The organism is Mycobacterium innocens (genome assembly GCF_900566055.1).
GTDB lineage: Bacteria > Actinomycetota > Actinomycetes > Mycobacteriales > Mycobacteriaceae > Mycobacterium > Mycobacterium innocens.
The window spans coordinates 1-17,717 of the sequence record NZ_UPHQ01000062.1 but is presented as its reverse complement, the minus strand read 5'-3'; the positions used below and the strand labels follow the sequence as shown (position 1 = coordinate 17,717).

General features: G+C 66.5%; 18 protein-coding genes, 2 tRNA genes and 1 pseudogene. 7 read left to right on the top strand and 14 right to left on the bottom strand.

Annotation, left to right across the window (positions count from 1 at the left end; all coding sequences use genetic code 11):
• Nucleotides 1-44: 44 nt before the first annotated feature.
• Genes EET03_RS07725 through EET03_RS07715 form a run of 3 tightly spaced genes read right to left on the bottom strand, consistent with a single transcriptional unit; the run spans nucleotide 45 to nucleotide 2,018 of the window.
• Entirely contained in the window at nucleotides 45-728 is a 684-nt protein-coding gene (locus EET03_RS07725) for a uracil-DNA glycosylase (protein ID WP_075543705.1), read from the bottom strand.
• Entirely contained in the window at nucleotides 725-1,015 is a 291-nt protein-coding gene (locus tag EET03_RS07720; RefSeq protein WP_075543704.1) for a DUF1330 domain-containing protein, read from the bottom strand. The genes EET03_RS07725 and EET03_RS07720 overlap by 4 nt, the downstream gene beginning before the upstream one ends.
• A gap of 25 nt (nucleotides 1,016-1,040) precedes the next feature.
• Nucleotides 1,041-2,018: a thiamine-phosphate kinase gene (locus tag EET03_RS07715; protein ID WP_075543703.1), complete on the bottom strand. Its 978-nt coding sequence runs from the start codon at nucleotides 2,016-2,018 to the stop codon at nucleotides 1,041-1,043.
• 152 nt (nucleotides 2,019-2,170) lie between these two features.
• Between EET03_RS07715 and EET03_RS07710 the strand changes: the two genes are divergently transcribed.
• Nucleotides 2,171-2,746, top strand: a complete 576-nt coding sequence (locus tag EET03_RS07710; RefSeq protein WP_425271506.1) for a DUF3515 domain-containing protein — start codon at nucleotides 2,171-2,173, stop codon at nucleotides 2,744-2,746.
• Here the strand turns inward: EET03_RS07710 and EET03_RS07705 are convergent.
• Both EET03_RS07705 and EET03_RS07700 read right to left on the bottom strand, forming a co-directional pair.
• Entirely contained in the window at nucleotides 2,743-3,855 is a 1,113-nt protein-coding gene (locus tag EET03_RS07705; protein ID WP_075543701.1) for a D-alanine--D-alanine ligase family protein, read from the bottom strand. The genes EET03_RS07710 and EET03_RS07705 overlap by 4 nt on opposite strands.
• Before the next feature lie 174 nt (nucleotides 3,856-4,029).
• Nucleotides 4,030-5,037: an NAD(P)H-dependent glycerol-3-phosphate dehydrogenase gene (locus tag EET03_RS07700; protein ID WP_075543700.1), complete on the bottom strand. Its 1,008-nt coding sequence runs from the start codon at nucleotides 5,035-5,037 to the stop codon at nucleotides 4,030-4,032.
• Between the two features lie 129 nt (nucleotides 5,038-5,166).
• Here EET03_RS07700 and cofC point away from each other — a divergent pair, with 129 nt between their 5' ends.
• The 3 genes from cofC (at nucleotide 5,167) to mutT1 (ending at nucleotide 9,121) form a co-directional block, all read left to right on the top strand.
• Complete coding sequence (gene cofC, locus EET03_RS07695) at nucleotides 5,167-5,817, top strand: 2-phospho-L-lactate guanylyltransferase (protein ID WP_075543714.1); 651 nt, start codon at nucleotides 5,167-5,169, stop codon at nucleotides 5,815-5,817.
• 80 nt (nucleotides 5,818-5,897) lie between these two features.
• Entirely contained in the window at nucleotides 5,898-8,105 is a 2,208-nt protein-coding gene (locus EET03_RS07690; RefSeq protein WP_075543699.1) for an RNA degradosome polyphosphate kinase, read from the top strand.
• A gap of 77 nt (nucleotides 8,106-8,182) precedes the next feature.
• Nucleotides 8,183-9,121 (top strand): 8-oxo-(d)GTP phosphatase MutT1, encoded by a 939-nt coding sequence (gene mutT1, locus EET03_RS07685; protein WP_075543698.1) that lies wholly within the window; start codon nucleotides 8,183-8,185, stop codon nucleotides 9,119-9,121.
• A gap of 58 nt (nucleotides 9,122-9,179) precedes the next feature.
• Here the strand turns inward: mutT1 and EET03_RS07680 are convergent, their stop codons facing one another.
• From EET03_RS07680 to leuC, 3 genes are all read right to left on the bottom strand, one after another.
• On the bottom strand, nucleotides 9,180-9,827 hold the full coding sequence (locus EET03_RS07680; protein WP_063471092.1) for an HU family DNA-binding protein: 648 nt from the start codon (nucleotides 9,825-9,827) through the stop codon (nucleotides 9,180-9,182).
• Between the two features lie 224 nt (nucleotides 9,828-10,051).
• Nucleotides 10,052-10,648 carry a 3-isopropylmalate dehydratase small subunit gene (leuD, locus tag EET03_RS07675; protein WP_063471093.1) on the bottom strand — a complete coding sequence of 199 codons (597 nt, stop codon included), beginning with the start codon at nucleotides 10,646-10,648 and terminating at the stop codon, nucleotides 10,052-10,054.
• A gap of 23 nt (nucleotides 10,649-10,671) precedes the next feature.
• Nucleotides 10,672-12,105, bottom strand: a complete 1,434-nt coding sequence (gene leuC / locus EET03_RS07670; protein WP_075543697.1) for a 3-isopropylmalate dehydratase large subunit — start codon at nucleotides 12,103-12,105, stop codon at nucleotides 10,672-10,674.
• Nucleotides 12,106-12,188: 83 nt separating this feature from the next.
• On the opposite strand from leuC, the gene EET03_RS07665 reads away from it, so the two are divergent.
• Both EET03_RS07665 and EET03_RS07660 read left to right on the top strand, forming a co-directional pair.
• On the top strand, nucleotides 12,189-12,890 hold the full coding sequence (locus EET03_RS07665; protein ID WP_075543696.1) for an IclR family transcriptional regulator: 702 nt from the start codon (nucleotides 12,189-12,191) through the stop codon (nucleotides 12,888-12,890).
• 77 nt (nucleotides 12,891-12,967) lie between these two features.
• Nucleotides 12,968-13,489, top strand: a complete 522-nt coding sequence (locus EET03_RS07660; RefSeq protein WP_075543695.1) for a PPOX class F420-dependent oxidoreductase — start codon at nucleotides 12,968-12,970, stop codon at nucleotides 13,487-13,489.
• A 5-nt stretch (nucleotides 13,490-13,494) separates the two neighbouring features.
• Here the strand turns inward: EET03_RS07660 and EET03_RS07655 are convergent.
• The 4 genes from EET03_RS07655 to EET03_RS07640 all read right to left on the bottom strand — a co-directional run bounded on the left by EET03_RS07655 (nucleotide 13,495) and on the right by EET03_RS07640 (nucleotide 16,178).
• A tRNA-Glu gene (locus tag EET03_RS07655) sits at nucleotides 13,495-13,567 on the bottom strand.
• Between the two features lie 84 nt (nucleotides 13,568-13,651).
• Nucleotides 13,652-13,723 (bottom strand) — tRNA-Gln (locus EET03_RS07650).
• Between the two features lie 155 nt (nucleotides 13,724-13,878).
• Nucleotides 13,879-15,363, bottom strand: a complete 1,485-nt coding sequence (gltX, locus tag EET03_RS07645) for a glutamate--tRNA ligase (RefSeq protein ID WP_082274745.1) — start codon at nucleotides 15,361-15,363, stop codon at nucleotides 13,879-13,881.
• Nucleotides 15,360-16,178, bottom strand: coding sequence for a fumarylacetoacetate hydrolase family protein (locus tag EET03_RS07640; RefSeq protein ID WP_075543693.1), 819 nt, complete (start codon nucleotides 16,176-16,178; stop codon nucleotides 15,360-15,362). Before EET03_RS07640 ends, gltX begins: the two co-directional genes overlap by 4 nt.
• A 281-nt stretch (nucleotides 16,179-16,459) precedes the next feature.
• Here EET03_RS07640 and EET03_RS30125 point away from each other — a divergent pair.
• Nucleotides 16,460-16,726: pseudogene (locus EET03_RS30125) on the top strand (MFS transporter); the annotation flags it as partial.
• Between the two features lie 207 nt (nucleotides 16,727-16,933).
• Here the strand turns inward: EET03_RS30125 and EET03_RS07630 are convergent.
• Nucleotides 16,934-17,515: an IS630 family transposase gene (locus tag EET03_RS07630; protein WP_122508745.1), complete on the bottom strand. Its 582-nt coding sequence runs from the start codon at nucleotides 17,513-17,515 to the stop codon at nucleotides 16,934-16,936.
• Nucleotides 17,428-17,717 (bottom strand): helix-turn-helix domain-containing protein (locus EET03_RS07625; protein WP_136625658.1); only part of this gene is annotated, 290 nt, incomplete at its 5' end. The genes EET03_RS07630 and EET03_RS07625, both read right to left, overlap by 88 nt.

The following is a 17,717-nucleotide window of genomic DNA, read 5'->3' as shown; positions in this document are numbered from 1 at the left end:
CGACAGATCCTCACACCGATGCGCCCGCAGCGCCCGCATCTCGGTCACGGCAGCCGCCAATCGATCGGGTCGGCACCCATCCCCGCAAGCAGCTCGTTAGCACGGCTGAACGGCCGCGAGCCGAAGAACCCCCGCGACGCCGACAACGGAGACGGATGCGGCGATTCGATGGCGACACATGTCCCGGCGGCCAACATCGGTTTGAGCGTCGACGCGTCACGTCCCCACAGGATGGCCACCAGCGGCTGCGACCGCGAGACAAGCGCTCGAATCGCACACTCGGTCACCACTTCCCAGCCCTTACCCCGGTGCGACGCCGGATTACTCGGGCGCACGGTCAGCACCCGGTTCAACAACATCACGCCGCGCTGCGCCCAGGGCGTCAGATCACCGCACGAGGGCTGCGGATAGCCCAGGTCGGCTGCGTACTCCTCGAAGATATTGGCCAGGCTGCGCGGTAGCGGACGCACCTCGGCGGCTACCGAAAAGCTCAGTCCCACCGCATGTCCGGGTGTCGGATACGGATCCTGCCCGACGATCAGGACCCGCACCTGGTCGAATGGAAAAGTGAAGGCGCGCAATACGTTAGGCCCCGCCGGCAGGTATTTGCGGCCGGCCGCGATCTCGGCGCGCAGAAACTGCCCCATCTGGGCCACCTGGTCGGCCACCGGGTGCAACGCGGCGGCCCAGCCCTGCTCGACGAGTTCGCTCAGCGGACGTGCGCTCACTGCAGGCCTTGTGGCAGGAGCACCGCCGTATCGGCGCCCGCCCGACGGTCATTCGAAATCTCTTGGTACTCAGGCGATTGTGCCCAGCCACGGAATGTGGCCTCGTCGGGAAACGACATCAGCACCACTTTCTGATGGTCCCACTGCCCCTCGATCACCTGGGGCGACTCGTCGGCAGCCAGCAACGTTCCCGGATGACGACGAAACACTTCCATGAACCTGGTCTGGTACCGGTCATATGCTGCCCGATCGGTGAATCTCAGCTGGGCGATCGCGTAGACGGTCACCGCGTCACCCTACTCAACGGCGCGGTCAATCGAACGACTGCCAACCCGCATATCCGCCCCATTCGTTTCCGTCGACCAGCACCCGGGGCAGACCGTCGACCACCCGCCCGATGACGCGCCAGCCGGCCGGCACCGCGTCGGCGAAACACGCCGCCAGGGCGTGGTCTTCGCCGCCACCGAGCACCCAGGGCCACGGATCGGCGCCCACGGCGTCGGCGGCCGCGGCCAGCGCGGCGTGGTCGTGAGCCAGCGCCGCGGTCGACACGTCGATACCGACCGCGGACGCCTGCGCGACATGGCGCAGGTCGGCGACCAGGCCGTCGGAGATGTCGATCATGGCCTGAGCCCCCGCGGCGGCGGCCGCCACGCCCTGCTGATACGGCGGCTGGGGCACCAGATGGCGCCGTCGTAACTCGTCGAATCCGTCTATCCCGTTGTGCCACAACTGATATCCGGCCGCCGAGCGGCCCAGTTCACCGGCCACGGCGACGACCGAGCCGGGTTTGGCGCCGGAGCGCCGCACCGGTGCGCGTCCCTCGAGGTCCCCCAGCACCGTCACCGACACCACCCACTGCGGGCAGCGAACCAGATCGCCTCCGACGATGCCGGCGCCGATTCGGTCCGCCTCGTCCCACATGCCGTCGACCAGGGCGCTCACCTGGTCCGCGGGTGTGTCGGTGGGCGCCCCGAAGCTCACCACGAACGCGGTACAGCGCGCGCCCATGGCCGCGACGTCGGCAGCGTTCTGGGCGATCGCCTTGCGGCCTACATCGTGGGGTGTCGACCAGTCCAGCCGAAAGTGCCGGTCCTGCACCAGCATGTCGGTCGACATCACGACGCGGCCGTCGCGGGCGGCGACCACGGCGGCGTCGTCGCCCGGCCCGAGCTCGACGACGGGAGGCTGACGGCGGCCGGCCACCAACCGGTCGATCACGGCGAACTCCCCGAGCTGTTGCAGCGTCGGAGACTCCCCCGACGCTTGCCCCGATGCGTCGTCGCGCACGCCACCTCCTGCGGGACGTCTCACCCGGGTCCGGTCCCCTGCCCGCCCGGGGTGGACCGCGTTAGTCTATGAGCTCTGGCGACCCGAACATCCGGGCGGGACGTCGGTGGCCCCGGGACAGCCGGGCAGTCAAGGCGGAGGTGGCCGGCGAGGTGACGGGCGACGCCCTTCCCAACCCCGAAGCAGAAGTAGACGGTCCGCCACGCATCCTGATCATTGCGGCTGTGGTACTGGCCGTGGCGACGGTCGGGGTGATCCTGGTGATCGCGGCGACCCGCCACCCCCGGCAACAACCCGTCACGGTTGCGGCCGTGCCGGCCCCCCACGCCGGTGGTCCGGCCTGCCATGCGCTGACGGCAGCGCTGCCGCAGCGCCTGGGTGACTATCAGCGAGCGACGATTGCGCAACCGGCCCCGGAAGGCGTGAGCGCCTGGAGTTCCGGGCCCGGCCGCGAGCCGGTCATCATGCGTTGCGGCCTCGACCGCCCGGCCGACTTCATCGTGGGCGCGCCGATCCAGATCGTTGACCGGGTGCAGTGGTTCCGGGTTACCGACGAAACCCAAACCGACCGCGGCGCCGGCAGATCCACCTGGTACACGGTCGACCGTCCGGTATACATCGCGCTGACGCTGCCGGCAGGGTCGGGGCCTACGCCGATCCAGGAGCTGTCCGAGGTCATCGACCACACCATCGCGGCCGTGCCGATCGACCCGGCGCCGACCGGTTAACGCAGGCCCACTCCCCGGGCCAGTGCCGTCTCCACCATGGTCGCCAGCAGCGTCGGATAGTCGACGCCGCTGGCCGCCCACATCCGGGGGTACATCGAGATCGTGGTGAACCCCGGCATGGTGTTGATCTCGTTGATCACCGGGCCCTCCTCGGTGAGGAAGAAGTCCACCCGGGCCAGGCCATGGCAGTCGATGGCGTGAAACGCCCGGATCGCCAGGTCGCGCACCGCGTCGGCGACGTCGTCGTCGACCTTGGCGGGGACATCCAGCTCGGCTGCGTCGTCGAGGTACTTGGTCGCGAAGTCGTAGAAGGCGTCCTCGCGTCCGCGCACCCCGGCCACCCGGATCTCCCCTAGCGTGCTGGCTTGCACCGTGCCGTCCGGGAACTCGAGCACACCGCATTCCAGCTCACGCCCGTTGACGGCGGCCTCGACGATCACCTTCGGATCGTGCCGGCGCGCCTCGGCGACCGCGGCGGGCAACTCATCCCAGCTCGACACCCGGCTGACGCCGATCGACGAGCCGCCGCGCGCGGGCTTGACGTACACCGGCAGCCCCAGCCGCTCGCATTCGTCGAGACTCAAGGCCGGCCGCGACGGACGCAGCACCGCGTGCGGCCCGACCGGAAGCCCGTCAGCGGCCAGCAGCTTCTTGGTGAATTCCTTGTCCATGCCGGCGGCACCGGCCAGCACACCGGCCCCGACGTAGGGCACACCGGCAAGCTCGAGCAGTCCCTGGATGGTGCCGTCCTCCCCGTAGGGGCCATGCAGCACCGGGAACACCACGTCGACGGAGGCCAACACTTCACCGGCACCCGGCGGCAACGACACCAGTCGGCCGCCCCACTGCGGGTCGGCGGGCAACGCCAGCAATGTGCCCGATTCGGAGCTGACCGCGGGCAGTTGCCGGTTGGTGATGGCCAGGGCGTCGGGGTTGCCGTCGGTGAGCACCCACGAGCCTTGCGGCGTGATGCCGATCGCGATCACCTCGAACCGCTGCGGGTCCAGGTTGCGCAGGATGCTGCCCGCCGACACGCAGGAGATGGCGTGCTCGTTGCTGCGGCCGCCGAACACGACGGCAACCCGGGCACGCCGGTCGTTGGCACTCACAACCTTCAGAGGCTACCGGGTGGGACGCGACGATACCCGGCTCCCGCCCTCCGCCCGTCCGTGCGCTTGCTCGACGAGATGCCGCCGAGACTGTAATTTCGCAGCGGAAGTTCGAGTAGCGGCCTGCATAATTACAGGCTCGACGACGTTTCGGCGGCGAGTAGCCTGGGCTGCTTACTCGGGTTTGGTGCTGCGACCCAGCAACAGCGCAATCGCCTCATTCACCGACAGCCCCTTATGACAGACCCGGTGCACGGCGTCGGTCAGCGGCATCTCGACGTCGTAGCTGGACGCCAGCGCGAGCACCGCCACACACGACGTGACCCCCTCGACGACGTGGCCGTCGCGGTGCTGCAACGCCGATTGCATGGTCTCGCCCCGGCCCAGTCGCTCGCCGAAGGACCGATTGCGGGAATGCGGTGAGGTGCAGGTGGCCACCAGGTCCCCCACCCCGGCCAGCCCGGCCAGTGTCGCGCCTTTGGCGCCCAGCGCGATCCCGAGCCGCATGATTTCGGCCAGCCCGCGGGTGATGATGGCCGCCGCGGTGTTTTCGCCCAACCCGACGCCGACGGCCATCCCGCACGCCAGCGCAATGACGTTCTTGCAGGCGCCACCGATCTCGGTGCCGATGACATCGCTGTTGGTGTACGGACGAAAGTAGCCACTGTTCAGCGCACGCTGCAGAGCGACCGCCCGGCCGGAGTCGCTGCATGCGACGACGGTGGCTGCCGGCTGAGACTCGGCGATCTCACTGGCCAGGTTGGGCCCGGAGATCACCGCGACGTGTGCCGGGTCTACTCCGGTCACCGAGGTGATCACCTGGCTCATCCGCATCAGGGTGCCGAGTTCGATGCCCTTGGCCAAACTGACCAGGGTGGCGTCCTCGGGAAACAAGCTGGCCCACCGCTCCAGATTGGCGCGCAGCGTCTGCGCCGGAACGCCCAAAAGGACCGTGGCTGCGCCGCTGAGCGCCTCCTCGGCCTCGGGGGTGGCGCGGATGCCGGGCGGCAGCAACGTGCCGGGCAGATAGTCGGGGTTGTACCGGGTGCTGTTGATCTGCTCGGCGACGTCGGCTCGTCGGGCCCACAGGATGACCTCACCACCGGCGTCGGCCAGCACCTTGGCCAGCGCGGTGCCCCACGCGCCGGCCCCCATCACCACAACGGTTCCCGTGCCGGCCATCCGCACACCCCCTTGTTGTCCGTTATGGCACCTGCAGCCGCTACACAGTAGACCCGCCAGCTGGCCACCGCCATGTCCAGCCCGACGCTCACCGTTCACCCGGAAACCGGCGCTGGCAGGATGACCTTCATGAGCGGCACACAGGCCGACGGTAGCGGTGATGTCGGCTTGATCATCGCCGTCAAGCGGTTGGCGGCCGCCAAGACCCGGCTGGCCCCGGTGTTCTCGGCGCGGACGCGGGAAAGTGTGGTACTGGCCATGCTGGTCGACACGTTGACCGCGGCAGCTCGCGTACGGGCATTGCACTCGATCACTGTCATCACGCCCGACGAGGCTGCCGCGGCTGCGGCAGCGGGGCTCGGCGCCGAGGTGCTGGCCGACCCGACGCCGCAAGACGATGCCGACCCGCTCAACAACGCCATCGCCGTCGCCGAACGCACGATGGCCAGATCTTTAGCGAATCTTGTTGTGCTGCAAGGTGATTTGCCGGCACTACAGCCGCAGGAGCTTGCCGAGGCGATCGCTGCGGCACGCCAGCACCAGCGCAGTTTCGTCGCCGACCGGTGCGGAACGGGAACGGCCGCGCTGTGTGCCTTCGGCGCCGCACTCGACCCGCGGTTCGGGGCGGATTCGTCCGCGCGGCACCGCCGTTCGGGTGCGGTCGAGCTCACCGGAGCCTGGCCCGGCCTGCGGTGCGATGTCGACACACCGGCGGACTTGGCGGCCGCGCGCCGCCTGGGCGTCGGGCCGGCGACCGCGCAAGCAATCGGTCACCGGTAGCCGGTGGTGCGGGCCCGTCCGAAGGTGACCGGCACACCAACGTCAGATTGAAGTCGGCTGGGCGCTAGCAACATCACCGGGTGATAGGCAATGATCGCTGGGTGACCGATACCGAAACCAGTCCAGTCACGGAGGCGCAGCCAGACGAGAGTGCATGGCATCAAGGCGACTCGGCACTGACGGCGCCCCCGGCTGCGACACTCGCGGCGATCACCGACCAGCTGCCCGAATACCGCTATCTCAACCGCGAGCTGAGCTGGCTGGATTTCAATGCCCGGGTGCTGGCGCTTGCCGCCGACAACTCCATGCCGTTGTTGGAGCGAGCCAAATTCCTGGCGATCTTCGCGTCCAACCTCGACGAGTTCTACATGGTTCGGGTGGCCGGTCTCAAACGCCGCGACGAAATGGGGCTGTCGGTGCGTTCCGCCGACGGTCTGACACCGCGTGAGCAGCTGGGCCGGATCGGCGAGCAGACCCAGCAGATCGCCGGCCGGCACGCGCGGGTGTTCCTCGATTCGGTGCGGCCGGCGCTCGGTGAAGAAGGTATCTACATCATCACCTGGGCGGATCTGAATGAGACTGAGCGCGAGCAACTGTCGATCTACTTCAACGAGCAGGTCTTCCCCGTCCTGACCCCGCTGGCCGTGGATCCCGCGCACCCGTTCCCGTTCGTCAGCGGGCTCAGCCTGAACCTGGCGGTCACCGTGCGCCAACCCGACGACGGCGGTCAACACTTCGCCCGGGTCAAGGTGCCCGACAACGTCGACCGCTTTGTCGAGTTGGTCGGCCACAGCGATGGCGAAGGCGGCGAAGGTCAATCGGTCCACCGGTTCCTGCCGGTGGAGGAGCTCATCGCAGCCTTCCTTCCGGTGCTGTTCCCGGGAATGGAGATCGTCGAGCATCACGCGTTCCGGATCACTCGCAACGCCGACTTCGAGGTCGAAGAGGACCGCGACGAAGATCTGCTGCAGGCACTCGAACGAGAACTGGCGCGCCGCCGGTTCGGATCGCCGGTACGGCTCGAAGTCGCCGACGACATGACCGAAGGCATGCTGGAGTTGCTGCTGCGCGAACTCGACGTCCATCCCGGTGACGTCATCGAGGTACCGGGGCTACTGGACCTGTCGTCGTTGTGGCAGATTTACGGCCTGGACCGTCCGGCGCTCAAAGACCGGACATTCGTTCCGGCCACCCATCCCGCGTTCGCCGAGCGGGAAACACCCAAGAGCATCTTCGCGACGCTGCGCGAGGGCGACGTGCTGGTGCACCATCCCTATGATTCGTTCTCCACCAGCGTGCAGCGGTTCATCGAGCAGGCCGCCGCTGATCCCGACGTGCTGGCGATCAAGCAGACGCTGTACCGCACCTCCGGGGATTCCCCGATCGTCCGGGCGTTGATCGACGCGGCCGAAGCGGGCAAGCAGGTGGTCGCACTGGTCGAGATCAAGGCCCGCTTCGACGAGCAGGCCAACATTCGGTGGGCACGGCAACTCGAGCAGGCCGGCGTGCATGTGGCCTATGGGATCGTCGGACTCAAGACCCACTGCAAGACCGCGTTGGTCGTTCGCCGCGAGGGCCCGTTGATCCGGCGGTATTGCCATGTCGGGACCGGCAATTACAACAGCAAGACCGCCCGGCTGTATGAGGACGTCGGCCTGTTGACGGCCGCGCCCGATATCGGAGCCGACCTGACCGACTTGTTCAATTCGCTGACCGGTTACTCGCGCAAGGTCTCCTACCGCAATCTGTTGGTGGCTCCACACGGGATTCGCACCGGCATCATCGAGCGCGTCGAGCGGGAGGTGGCCGCACATCGGGAAAACGGTAACGGACGAATCCGGCTCAAGATGAACGCCCTTGTCGACGAACAGGTCATCGACGCGCTCTACCGCGCGTCGCAGGCGGGAGTGCCCACCGAGGTGGTGGTGCGCGGCATCTGCGCGTTACGCCCCGGCGCCGAAGGTTTCTCGGAAAACGTCACCGTGCGTTCCATTCTCGGCCGATTCCTGGAACACTCGCGAATCCTGCATTTCCGCGCCATCGACGAGTTCTGGATCGGCAGCGCCGACATGATGCACCGCAATCTCGACCGGCGTGTTGAGGTCATGGCTCAGGTCAAGGATCCGAGGCTGACCGCACAGCTGGATGATTTGTTCGAGTCCGCGCTGGACCCGGCCACCCGCTGTTGGGAGCTGGGCCCGGACGGACAATGGACGGCGGCGCCCCAGGACGGCCACAGTGTGCGCGACCACCAGGTATCGCTGATGGAGCGGCACCGCAGTCCCTGACACCGGGGGACTCCGCTGATTTGTGCCACATCCACGACCGCGAGCGGCCCAGGCCGAATTGACCTGCAGGAGTTAACGTGCCGATCCCCAGCACGTCCGTCCGCCGATGCACGGAGGGCAGGATCGTCCATGCCGCCGGCGCGGTGTTGTGGCGTCCGGGAAAGGCCAAGGGAGCAGTCGAGGTTGCCGTGATCCACCGTCCCCGTTACGACGACTGGTCGCTCCCGAAGGGCAAAGTGGATCCCGGGGAAACCGCCGCGGCGGCGGCGGTGCGCGAGGTGTTCGAGGAGACCGGTCAGCAGGCGCACCTTGGCCGGCGTCTCGTCATGACGAGTTACCCGATCGACCAAGGCATCAAAAAGGTCTACTACTGGGCTGCGCGCCGCGTCGGCGGGGAATTCGCGGCCGGAGCCGAGGTCGACGATCTGGTCTGGCTGCCGATCGCCGGCGCCATGGAGCGGCTCGACTATGCACAGGATCGAAAGGTCTTGGGCCGGTTCGCCAAACAGCCGGCGGACACCAAGACGGTGCTGGTGGTCCGGCACGGTACCGCCGGCAGCAAGTCCCGCTTCTCCGGCGACGACACCAAACGACCGCTGGACAAAAAGGGACGTGCGCAGGCCGAGGCGCTTGTCGGGCAGTTACTGGCCTTCGGCGCTACTACCGTGTACGCCGCCGACCGGTTGCGCTGTCACCAGACGGTGCAGCCGCTCGCCGAGGAACTGGGTGTGAGCATTCACAACGAACGCGCCCTCACCGAGGAAGCCTATGCCAAGAACCCCAAACAGGGCCGGCATCGGGTGCTGCGGATCGCCGCACAGCCGGGCACGCCGGTGATCTGCACCCAGGGCAAAGTAATTCCGTATCTCATCGCCTGGTGGTGCGAGCGCGACGGCGTGCGTCCGGACAAGTCCCGCAACCACAAAGGCAGCACCTGGGTGCTTTCGCTCTCCCGCGGGCGGCTCATTGCGGCCGACCATATTGGCGGCGCGCTGGCCGCCAACGTGCGGGCCTAACGCACAGATACCCTTTGGGCGGCATCTGCCACCCAAAGGGTATCGGCGGTGTACTGACTTACTTGCGACCGCGCCTGGTGCTCGTCGCCTTCTTCGCCGGTGCCTTGGTGGCCGGCCGCTTCGCCGCGGCCTTCTTCGCCGGCGCCTTGGTGGCCGCCTTGCGTACCGGCGCCTTGGCGGCGGTCTTCTTCGCCGTTGCCTTGGTCGCCTTGGCGGGTGCCTTGGTCGCAGCCTTCTTGGCGGGCGCCTTGGTCGCGGCCTTCTTGGCGGGCGCCTTGGTCGCGGCCTTCTTGGCGGGCGCCTTGGTCGCAGCCTTGCGCGCGGGTGCCTTACCCGCAGCCTTGCGCGCGGGTGCCTTCTTCGCCGCTTTCTTGGCGGCACTCGTCCCCACACCACGCTTCACGGCGGGTCCTTCCGCCGGGAGCTTCTGTGCGCCAGCCACAACCGCTTTGAATTGGGCGCCGGGCCGGAACGCCGGGACAGAAGTCGGCTTCACCTTTACCGTCTCGCCGGTCCGGGGATTGCGAGCCACGCGGGCCGCGCGGCGGCGCTGTTCGAAGACGCCGAATCCGGTAATGGTTACGCTGTCGCCCTTGTGCACGGCGCGCACAATGGTGTCGACGACATTCTCGACGGCGGCGGTCGCCTGGCGACGGTCCGAGCCCAATTTCTGTGTGAGCACGTCAATGAGCTCTGCTTTGTTCATCCAACCCTCCGAAGCTAGTGGTCCTCGTTAATGGAACCGACTAGTGGACACGGTAAACCCTCACCTGGCAAATTGCCAAGCGGCACGCGCAATTTCGGGACCCGGGAACGGCAATTTTCGCAATCCGATTGCCGCCCTTGACCGGTGGCACGGCCTCCAAATGAACCCCGCTTGCCCGGCTTATCCAGGCTTGCGGCAGTCGGAATTCCGCATCGATGGGCCCTTCACGAGCCGGGCAGAGTGCGCGGTTTCCACGCCGGGTAAGCCGCTTCATAAGACTCGATTTCGTCGAGTTTTCGCAGCGTAAGGGCTATATCGTCAAGCCCTTCAAGCAGTCGCCACGCGGTGTGGTCGTCAATCTTGAACGGCAGCACCACTGTTCCGGCGGTGATATTTCGATCTTGAAGATTGACAGTGATTTCCAACCCGGGACTCTGCTCGATGAGCTTCCAGAGAAGTTCGACGCCGTATTGGTCGACTTCGGCCGCCAGCAGCCCCGCCTTGCCGGCGTTGCCGCGGAAAATGTCACCGAATCGAGACGAGATAACCACCCGGAATCCGAAGTCCATGAGCGCCCAGACCGCATGCTCTCGCGAGGATCCGGTGCCGAAGTCGGGCCCGGCGACCAAGACCGAGCCGCGGTCAAAGGGACTGAGGTTCAGCACGAACGACGGATCCGAGCGCCAACTCGCGAACAAGCCGTCCTCGAAACCGGTTCGGGTGACGCGCTTCAGGAAGACCGCGGGGATGATCTGGTCGGTATCGACATTGGACCGTCGCAGCGGCACACCAATGCCGGTGTGAGTGTGAAAGGCTTCCATGCTCTTCCCCTAACCCGTTGAGTTCAATTCAAATCAGCCGGCGCGGAAAGGATGCCGCGAACAGCGGTCGCGGCGGCAACGGCCGGTGAAACCAAATGCGTACGGCCCCCCTTTCCCTGTCGCCCTTCGAAGTTGCGGTTGGACGTCGCGGCGCAGCGCTCCCCGGGAGCGAGCTGATCGGGATTCATTCCCAGGCACATCGAGCATCCCGCCTGCCGCCATTCGGCGCCTGCAGCGGTAAAGATCTCATCCAGGCCTTCTGCTTCGGCCTGCGCGCGAACCCGCATGGACCCCGGAACGATGAGCATCCGCACGCCCGGCGCCACCTTGCGGCCGCGCAAGACATCAGCCACCACCCGCAGGTCTTCAATGCGGCCGTTGGTACACGACCCGACGAACACGGCGTCGACGGCGATGTCGCGCATTGCCGTTCCGGGCCGAAGGTCCATATAGGCCAACGCTTTCTCGGCAGCCTGCCGCTCCGCGTCATCGGTCATCCGCTCCGGGTCTGGCACCGCTCCGGCCAGCGGCACTCCTTGTCCGGGGTTGGTTCCCCAGGTGACATAGGGACTCAACGAGGTGGCATCGAGGTACACCTCGGTATCGAAGACGGCCCCGGGGTCGGTCCGCAACTGTCGCCAATAGGCCACAGCGGCGTCCCACCGGTCACCGGTTGGCGCGTGCGGACGGCCGCGCAAGAACTCGTAGGTGGTTTCGTCCGGTGCCACCATGCCGGCTCGGGCACCGGCTTCGATGCTCATGTTGCAGATCGTCATGCGAGCTTCCATGGACAGCGATTCGATGGCGGCGCCCCGGTATTCGATGACATGACCCTGTCCGCCGCCGGTGCCGATCTTGGCGATCAGCGCCAGGATGATGTCCTTGGCCGATACGCCCGGCGGCAGTTGCCCTTCGACATTGACCGCCATGGTCTTGAACGGCCGCAGCGGCAGCGTCTGGGTTGCCAGCACGTGCTCGACTTCGGATGTGCCGATACCCATTGCCAATGCGCCGAATGCGCCGTGGGTCGAGGTATGGCTATCGCCGCAAACGATCGTCATTCCCGGTTGGGTGAGGCCCAATTGCGGTCCGACGACGTGCACGATGCCCTGCTCGATGTCGCCCATCGGATGCAGCCGGATACCGAATTCGGCGCAGTTGCGCCGCAACGTCTCCACCTGGGTGCGCGAGACCGGGTCGGCGATCGGCTTGTCGATGTCGACGGTGGGCACGTTGTGGTCCTCGGTGGCAATGGTCAGGTCGGGACGCCGCACTCGGCGACCGGCCAGCCGTAAACCGTCGAACGCCTGCGGGCTGGTGACCTCGTGCACCAGATGCAGATCGATGTAGATCAAGTCGGGCCCGTCTCCTTGTTCAGCGGCGCCACCGGACACCACAACGTGGTCGTCCCAAACCTTCTCCGCCAACGTGCGGGGCCCGCGAGTCTGAACTGCCATCTCGGATTGCCTCGATTCACTCAATAGCGGCTCACTGAACCACCGGACTTTGTTCTCAGAATATGAGACGCTAGTATCTCGATGTGAGACAGCATAGCGGCATCGGCGTGCTCGACAAAGCCATGGGTCTGCTGCACGCGATCGCGGAATCTCCGTGCGGACTGGCCGAACTCTGTGACCGAACCGGCCTGCCGAGGGCCACCGCATATCGGCTGGCAGCCGCTCTCGAGGTGCATCGCCTGCTCGGACGTGACGAGGAAGGCCGGTGGCGTCTTGGTCCCGCGGTGTCCGAACTCGCGGCCCAAGTCAACGATTCGCTGCTCGCCGCAAGCAACGCGGTGCTGCCGAAATTGCGGGAGACCACCGGCGAGAGCGTGCAGTTGTATCGCCGCGAGGGCACGACGCGGGTCTGCGTGGCTGCGCTGGAACCGGCTGCGGGCCTTCGCGATACGGTTCCGGTTGGAGCGAGATTGCCGATGACGGCCGGGTCGGGGGCCAAAGTGCTGCTGGCCCACAGTGACGCGGCGATCCAACAGGCGGTGTTGCCGCATGCGAAATTCGGCGAACGGGTGCTGGCCGAGGTGCGCCGGCGGGGTTGGGCGCAAAGCGTGGCCGAACGGGAACCTGGGGTGGCAAGCGTTTCGGCGCCGGTGCGCGATCGCCGCGGCGTTGTGGTCGCTGCGATCTCGGTTTCCGGCCCCGTCGACCGGATGGGGCCGCGCCCGGGTTCGCGTTGGGCCGCCGACCTGTTGGCGGCGGCCGATGAGATCACTCGCCGGCTCTAGTGACTTGCCCCCGGGACGCCCGCCCGACCGGCTGACGCCGCCGCGTGGGCGTCACGACCACCTGACACACTGACGCCATGGGAACCAACCAGCGCGCGCAGATCGTCATGACCGAGGCCGAAATCGCCGACTTCGTCAACAAGAGCCGCACCGGCACGCTGGCCACCATCGGGCCGGATGGCCAGCCACACCTGACGGCCATGTGGTACGCGGTGGTCGACGGCGAAATCTGGCTGGAAACCAAGGCCAAATCACAGAAGGCCGTCAACGTCCGACGCGATCCTCGGGTGAGCTTCCTGCTCGAGGACGGCAACACCTATGACACGCTGCGCGGGGTGTCCTTCGAGGGCGTCGCGGAGATCGTCGACGAGCCCGACGCCCTGTTCCGCGTCGGAGTCAGCGTGTGGGAGCGCTACACCGGGCCCTACAGCGACGAACTGAGGCCCATGGTCGACCAGATGATGAACAAGCGCGTCGGCGTCCGCATCGTCAGTCACCGCACCCGCTCGTGGGACCACCGCAAGCTGGGACTGCCGCACATGCCGGTGGGTGGTTCAACCGCACCGGCCGTGCTGGGGACCGGTGCGGCTGAAAAGTAGCTTTGTAGCCCCGATGGGATTCGAACCCACGCTACCGCCGTGAGAGGGCGGCGTCCTAGGCCGCTAGACGACGGGGCCAGAACCGATCCGAGCTGTCAGCATAGCTCACCGCGGTAAGCCCACCTAATCACTCGGCATCCGCTTCGCGTCAGTGAGACTTTGCTGGGGTACCAGGACTCGAACCTAGAATGGCTGAACCAGAATCAGCTGTGTTGCCAATTACACCATACCCCATCTGCCGCCTAAAACCGCTGGTCAGAGCGAGTTCCGGGAACCATAGCCAGGTCTTTGCGGACCGCTGCTGCCAGCCGTTGTAGGCCGACGTGCAGACTACCAAAAACCAGCCCGGCCAGCCGCACGCCCGGGTTCTATTCTGCGCCACGCCGCAACTAGGTGACCCGATCGCGCGCTGAACGAAGCCGCGCCAGGCTGCGGTCGCGGCCGAGCAACTCCAATGACTCGAACAGCGGCGGGCTGACCGTGGTCCCGGTGGCGGCCACTCGGATCGGTCCGAAAGCCTTGCGGGGTTTGAGCTCCAGGCCTTCGATCAGCGCAGCCTTGAGCGCCTCCTCGATGTGGGCGGCGATCCAGTCGGACACCCCTTGGAGCGCGGCCACGGCCGCGTCGAGAACCGGAGCCGCGTCGGGACCCAGTTCCTTGGCGGCGGCTTTGGGGTCGATTGCATACTGGTCGTCGCTGAGGAACTTCAGCAGATGCCACGCATCGCCGAGCACCACGATTCGGGTCTGCACCAACTCCGCGGCAGTGGCGAACGCGGCGCCGTCCAACTCGATGCGATGGTCGTGCGCGCCCAGGTAATCGCGGAGCCGGCGGGTGAAGTCTTCGGCATCGAGCATCCGGATGTGCTCGGCGTTGAGGGCGTCGGCTTTCTTCTGGTCGAACCGCGCCGGATTCGGGTTCACGTCGGCCACGTCGAACGCCGCCACCATCTCGTCGAGGCTGAACAGATCGCGGTCGTCGGCGATCGACCAGCCGAGCAGCGCAAGGTAATTCAACAACCCTTCGGGAATGAAGCCGCGGTCGCGGTGCGCGAACAGGTTCGACTGCGGGTCGCGTTTCGAGAGCTTCTTAGTGCCCTCCCCCAATACCGTTGGCAGATGGGCGAACTCCGGAACGCGTTCGGCTATCCCGATCCGGATCAGGGATTGGTACAGCGCGAGCTGTCGCGGCGTCGACGGCAGCAGGTCCTCGCCGCGCAGCACGTGCGTGATCTTCATCAACGCGTCGTCGCACGGGTTGACCAAGGTGTACAGCGGATCTCCGTTGGCGCGGGTCAACGCGAAGTCGGGCACCGTGCCGGCCGCGAATGTGGTGGGCCCGCGGACCAAGTCGCTCCAGCTGAGATCGGTGTCGGGCATCCGCAGTCGCACCACCGGCTGACGACCTTCCGCCAGATATGCCGCGCGCTGGGAATCGGTCAGGTGACGGTCGAAGTTGTCGTAGCCCAACTTGGGGTTGCGGCCGGCGGCGATATGGCGGGCCTCGACCTCTTCGGGCGTCGAAAAGGCGTAGTAGGCCTCGTCTGCCGCGAGCAGCTGGGCGATGACATCGCGGTAGATTTCGGTGCGCTGTGACTGGCGGTATGGGCCGTAGGGTCCGCCGACCTCGGGCCCCTCGTCCCAGTTCAGGCCGAGCCAACGCAACGCGTCGAGCAGTGCCAGATAGCTTTCCTCGCTGTCGCGCTGGGCGTCGGTGTCTTCGATGCGGAAGACGAAGGTGCCGCCCGTGTGACGGGCGTAGGCCCAGTTGAACAGCGCGGTGCGGACCATGCCGACGTGGGGAATACCGGTGGGCGACGGGCAGAATCGGACCCGAACGCGGGTTTCTTCTTCTTCGGGAGCAGCTGCAGTCACGACTTTCCTTTGCGCACTACGGGATTGGTAAGGGTGCCGATGCCTTCCAGGGTGATGGAGACGGTGTCACCGTCTTCGATGGGACCGACTCCGGCCGGCGTTCCGGTGAGAATGAGGTCTCCGGGCAGCAACGTCATGACCGCCGAGATCCATTCCACGATGGCGCCGATGTCGTGGATCATCAGCGACGTGCGGGCGTGCTGTTTGACTTCGCCGTTGACTTCGGTGCGCAGTTCGAGATCGGCTGGGTCTAGCGGATTCAAGTCGGTGACGATCCACGGGCCGACCGGACAAAATGTGTCGTGGCCTTTCGCCCGGGTCCATTGGCCGTCGGACTGTTGCTGATCGCGTGCGGATACGTCGTTGGCGACGGTGTAGCCGAGGATGTTGTTGGTGGCCTGGGCGGCTGGGACGTCTTTGCACGGCCGGCCGATCACTATCGCCAGCTCACCCTCGAAGTGAACCGGTGATGCGTTGGTGGGCAACCGAATCGGTACATTGGGACCGACGATTGCGGTGTTGGGTTTGAGGAATATGACCGGGTCGGCCGGAGCGGGGCCGGTTTGGCCGCCCATTTCAGCGATGTGGTCGGCGTAATTCTTGCCGACGCACACCACCTTGCTGGCAAGTATCGGAGCCAGCAGCCGGACGTCGGCCAACGGCCAGGAGCGGCCGGTGAAGGTCGGCGTACCGAACGGGTGTTCTGCGATTTCCCGGACGGTCATCCCCCCGGGGTCGTCCAGTGAGCCTTCGATGCTGACAAAGGCCGATCGGCCGGACGGGCCGTCAGGACTGGCGATTCGACCAAGGCGCATTCGGATGAGCCTAACGACGGTCGCGAGCCCGGCGCAGCCGGGCGCTGCGGGCCGTCGTCATCGGCCCAGACGGTCGCGAGCCCGGCGCAGCCGGGCGCTGCGGGCCGTCGTCATCGGCCCAGACGGTCGCGAGCCCGGCGCAGCCGGGCGCTGCGGGCCGTGTGCACCCCGGGCCTACCCCGGGCCGGGCTGAGCGCTGGTCTGCACAAGCCCATGAATCCCCGGGAAATTGCTCGACAACAGAAGGCACCCGAGCAATGACATCTGTGCGAGCATGGCTGATGGCCGCGGAGCCGGTCAGCGCGGCGCTGCGCTGGTCGATGGTCGCTATTGCGCTGACGGTAACCGCCAGTGCGTTCTCCTTTATCAACGCCGTTCCGTTCATGATTCCCGCACTGGAAGCCGCGCGTGGAACCGCGCTGGCCGAGGCGGGTCTGCTGTCGGCGATGCCGAGCCTGGGCATGGTGGTCACGCTGATCGCCTGGGGTTATGTGGCAGACCGCATCGGGGAACGCACCGTGCTGGCCACCGGGTCGGCGCTGACCGCCGGCTGATGACCTTGGCCGGCCCGCCGGCATTCGGAGCGATGATCACGGTCGGCGGATATCCATTGGCGTTCGCATTGTGTGGGCTCTTCCCACTGACCGCGGCACCCCTAGTGCCCGTCGGCGTGCTCCCGCCCGGCGCGGAAGACCGCCCGGCCGAACATCCTGTTGGCAACTTCAACGTCAAAGATGTTTCGGTAATTGAGTGATTCATAGTCGTAAAGATAGGCCGGTGTGGGCGAGGAAGGCGAAACACAGATCGTAGTTGGAGCCAACGCGGTTGAGCCCGGATTCGGTTGCGGCGTGGGCCTCGTCGATCGTGTCGGGGCATAGGTTTGCCAGCTCAACCGTTTTGACGTTGCCCCACACCATCTCGATGGGATTGAGGTCGTGGGCGTAGCCCGGTAGCCGTTCAACGGTGAGCCACTGTCGCTGGCCGGCGATCCAGGCTGTGATGGCCTTGGACTTGTGTGAGGGCAGGTTGTCCCAGATCAAGGTGATCTTGTCGCCGCTGAAGTGGGCGTGTAGGTCGGTGAGGAACTCGATCAGTGAGTCGGTGTTGTAGGAGCCTTGCTTGATCTGGAACACCAGCGCGGCCTGGCTGGCGTCGGGCCGGTAGGCCAGCGCGCCGGACATCGACAGGCGAGTCCAGGAGAATCGGTGGCGCAGCAGCGGGGTGTGGCCCTTGGGTGCCCAGGTCCCTCTCACCGGGGGGAGCAGGAAGAACCCGCTTTCGTCTTGGAAGATGATCCAGGCGCCGCGGCGCCGGGCGCTTTTTTTATGCGCGGCCAATCCTGTTTGACCCAGGTGGCGATCGCCTCGTCGTCGCGTTCGACCGCGCGTCGCGCCGGACGCTGTCTGCTCCAGCTCAGCCGGTCACGCAGCAGTGTCCAGGTCTGCGTTTGGCCGTAACGGACTCCGGTCAGCGTCTCGATCACATCGGCGACCCGCGCCAGGGTCCACATCTCGGTTGGAAAGCCATTGGCCCGTGGGC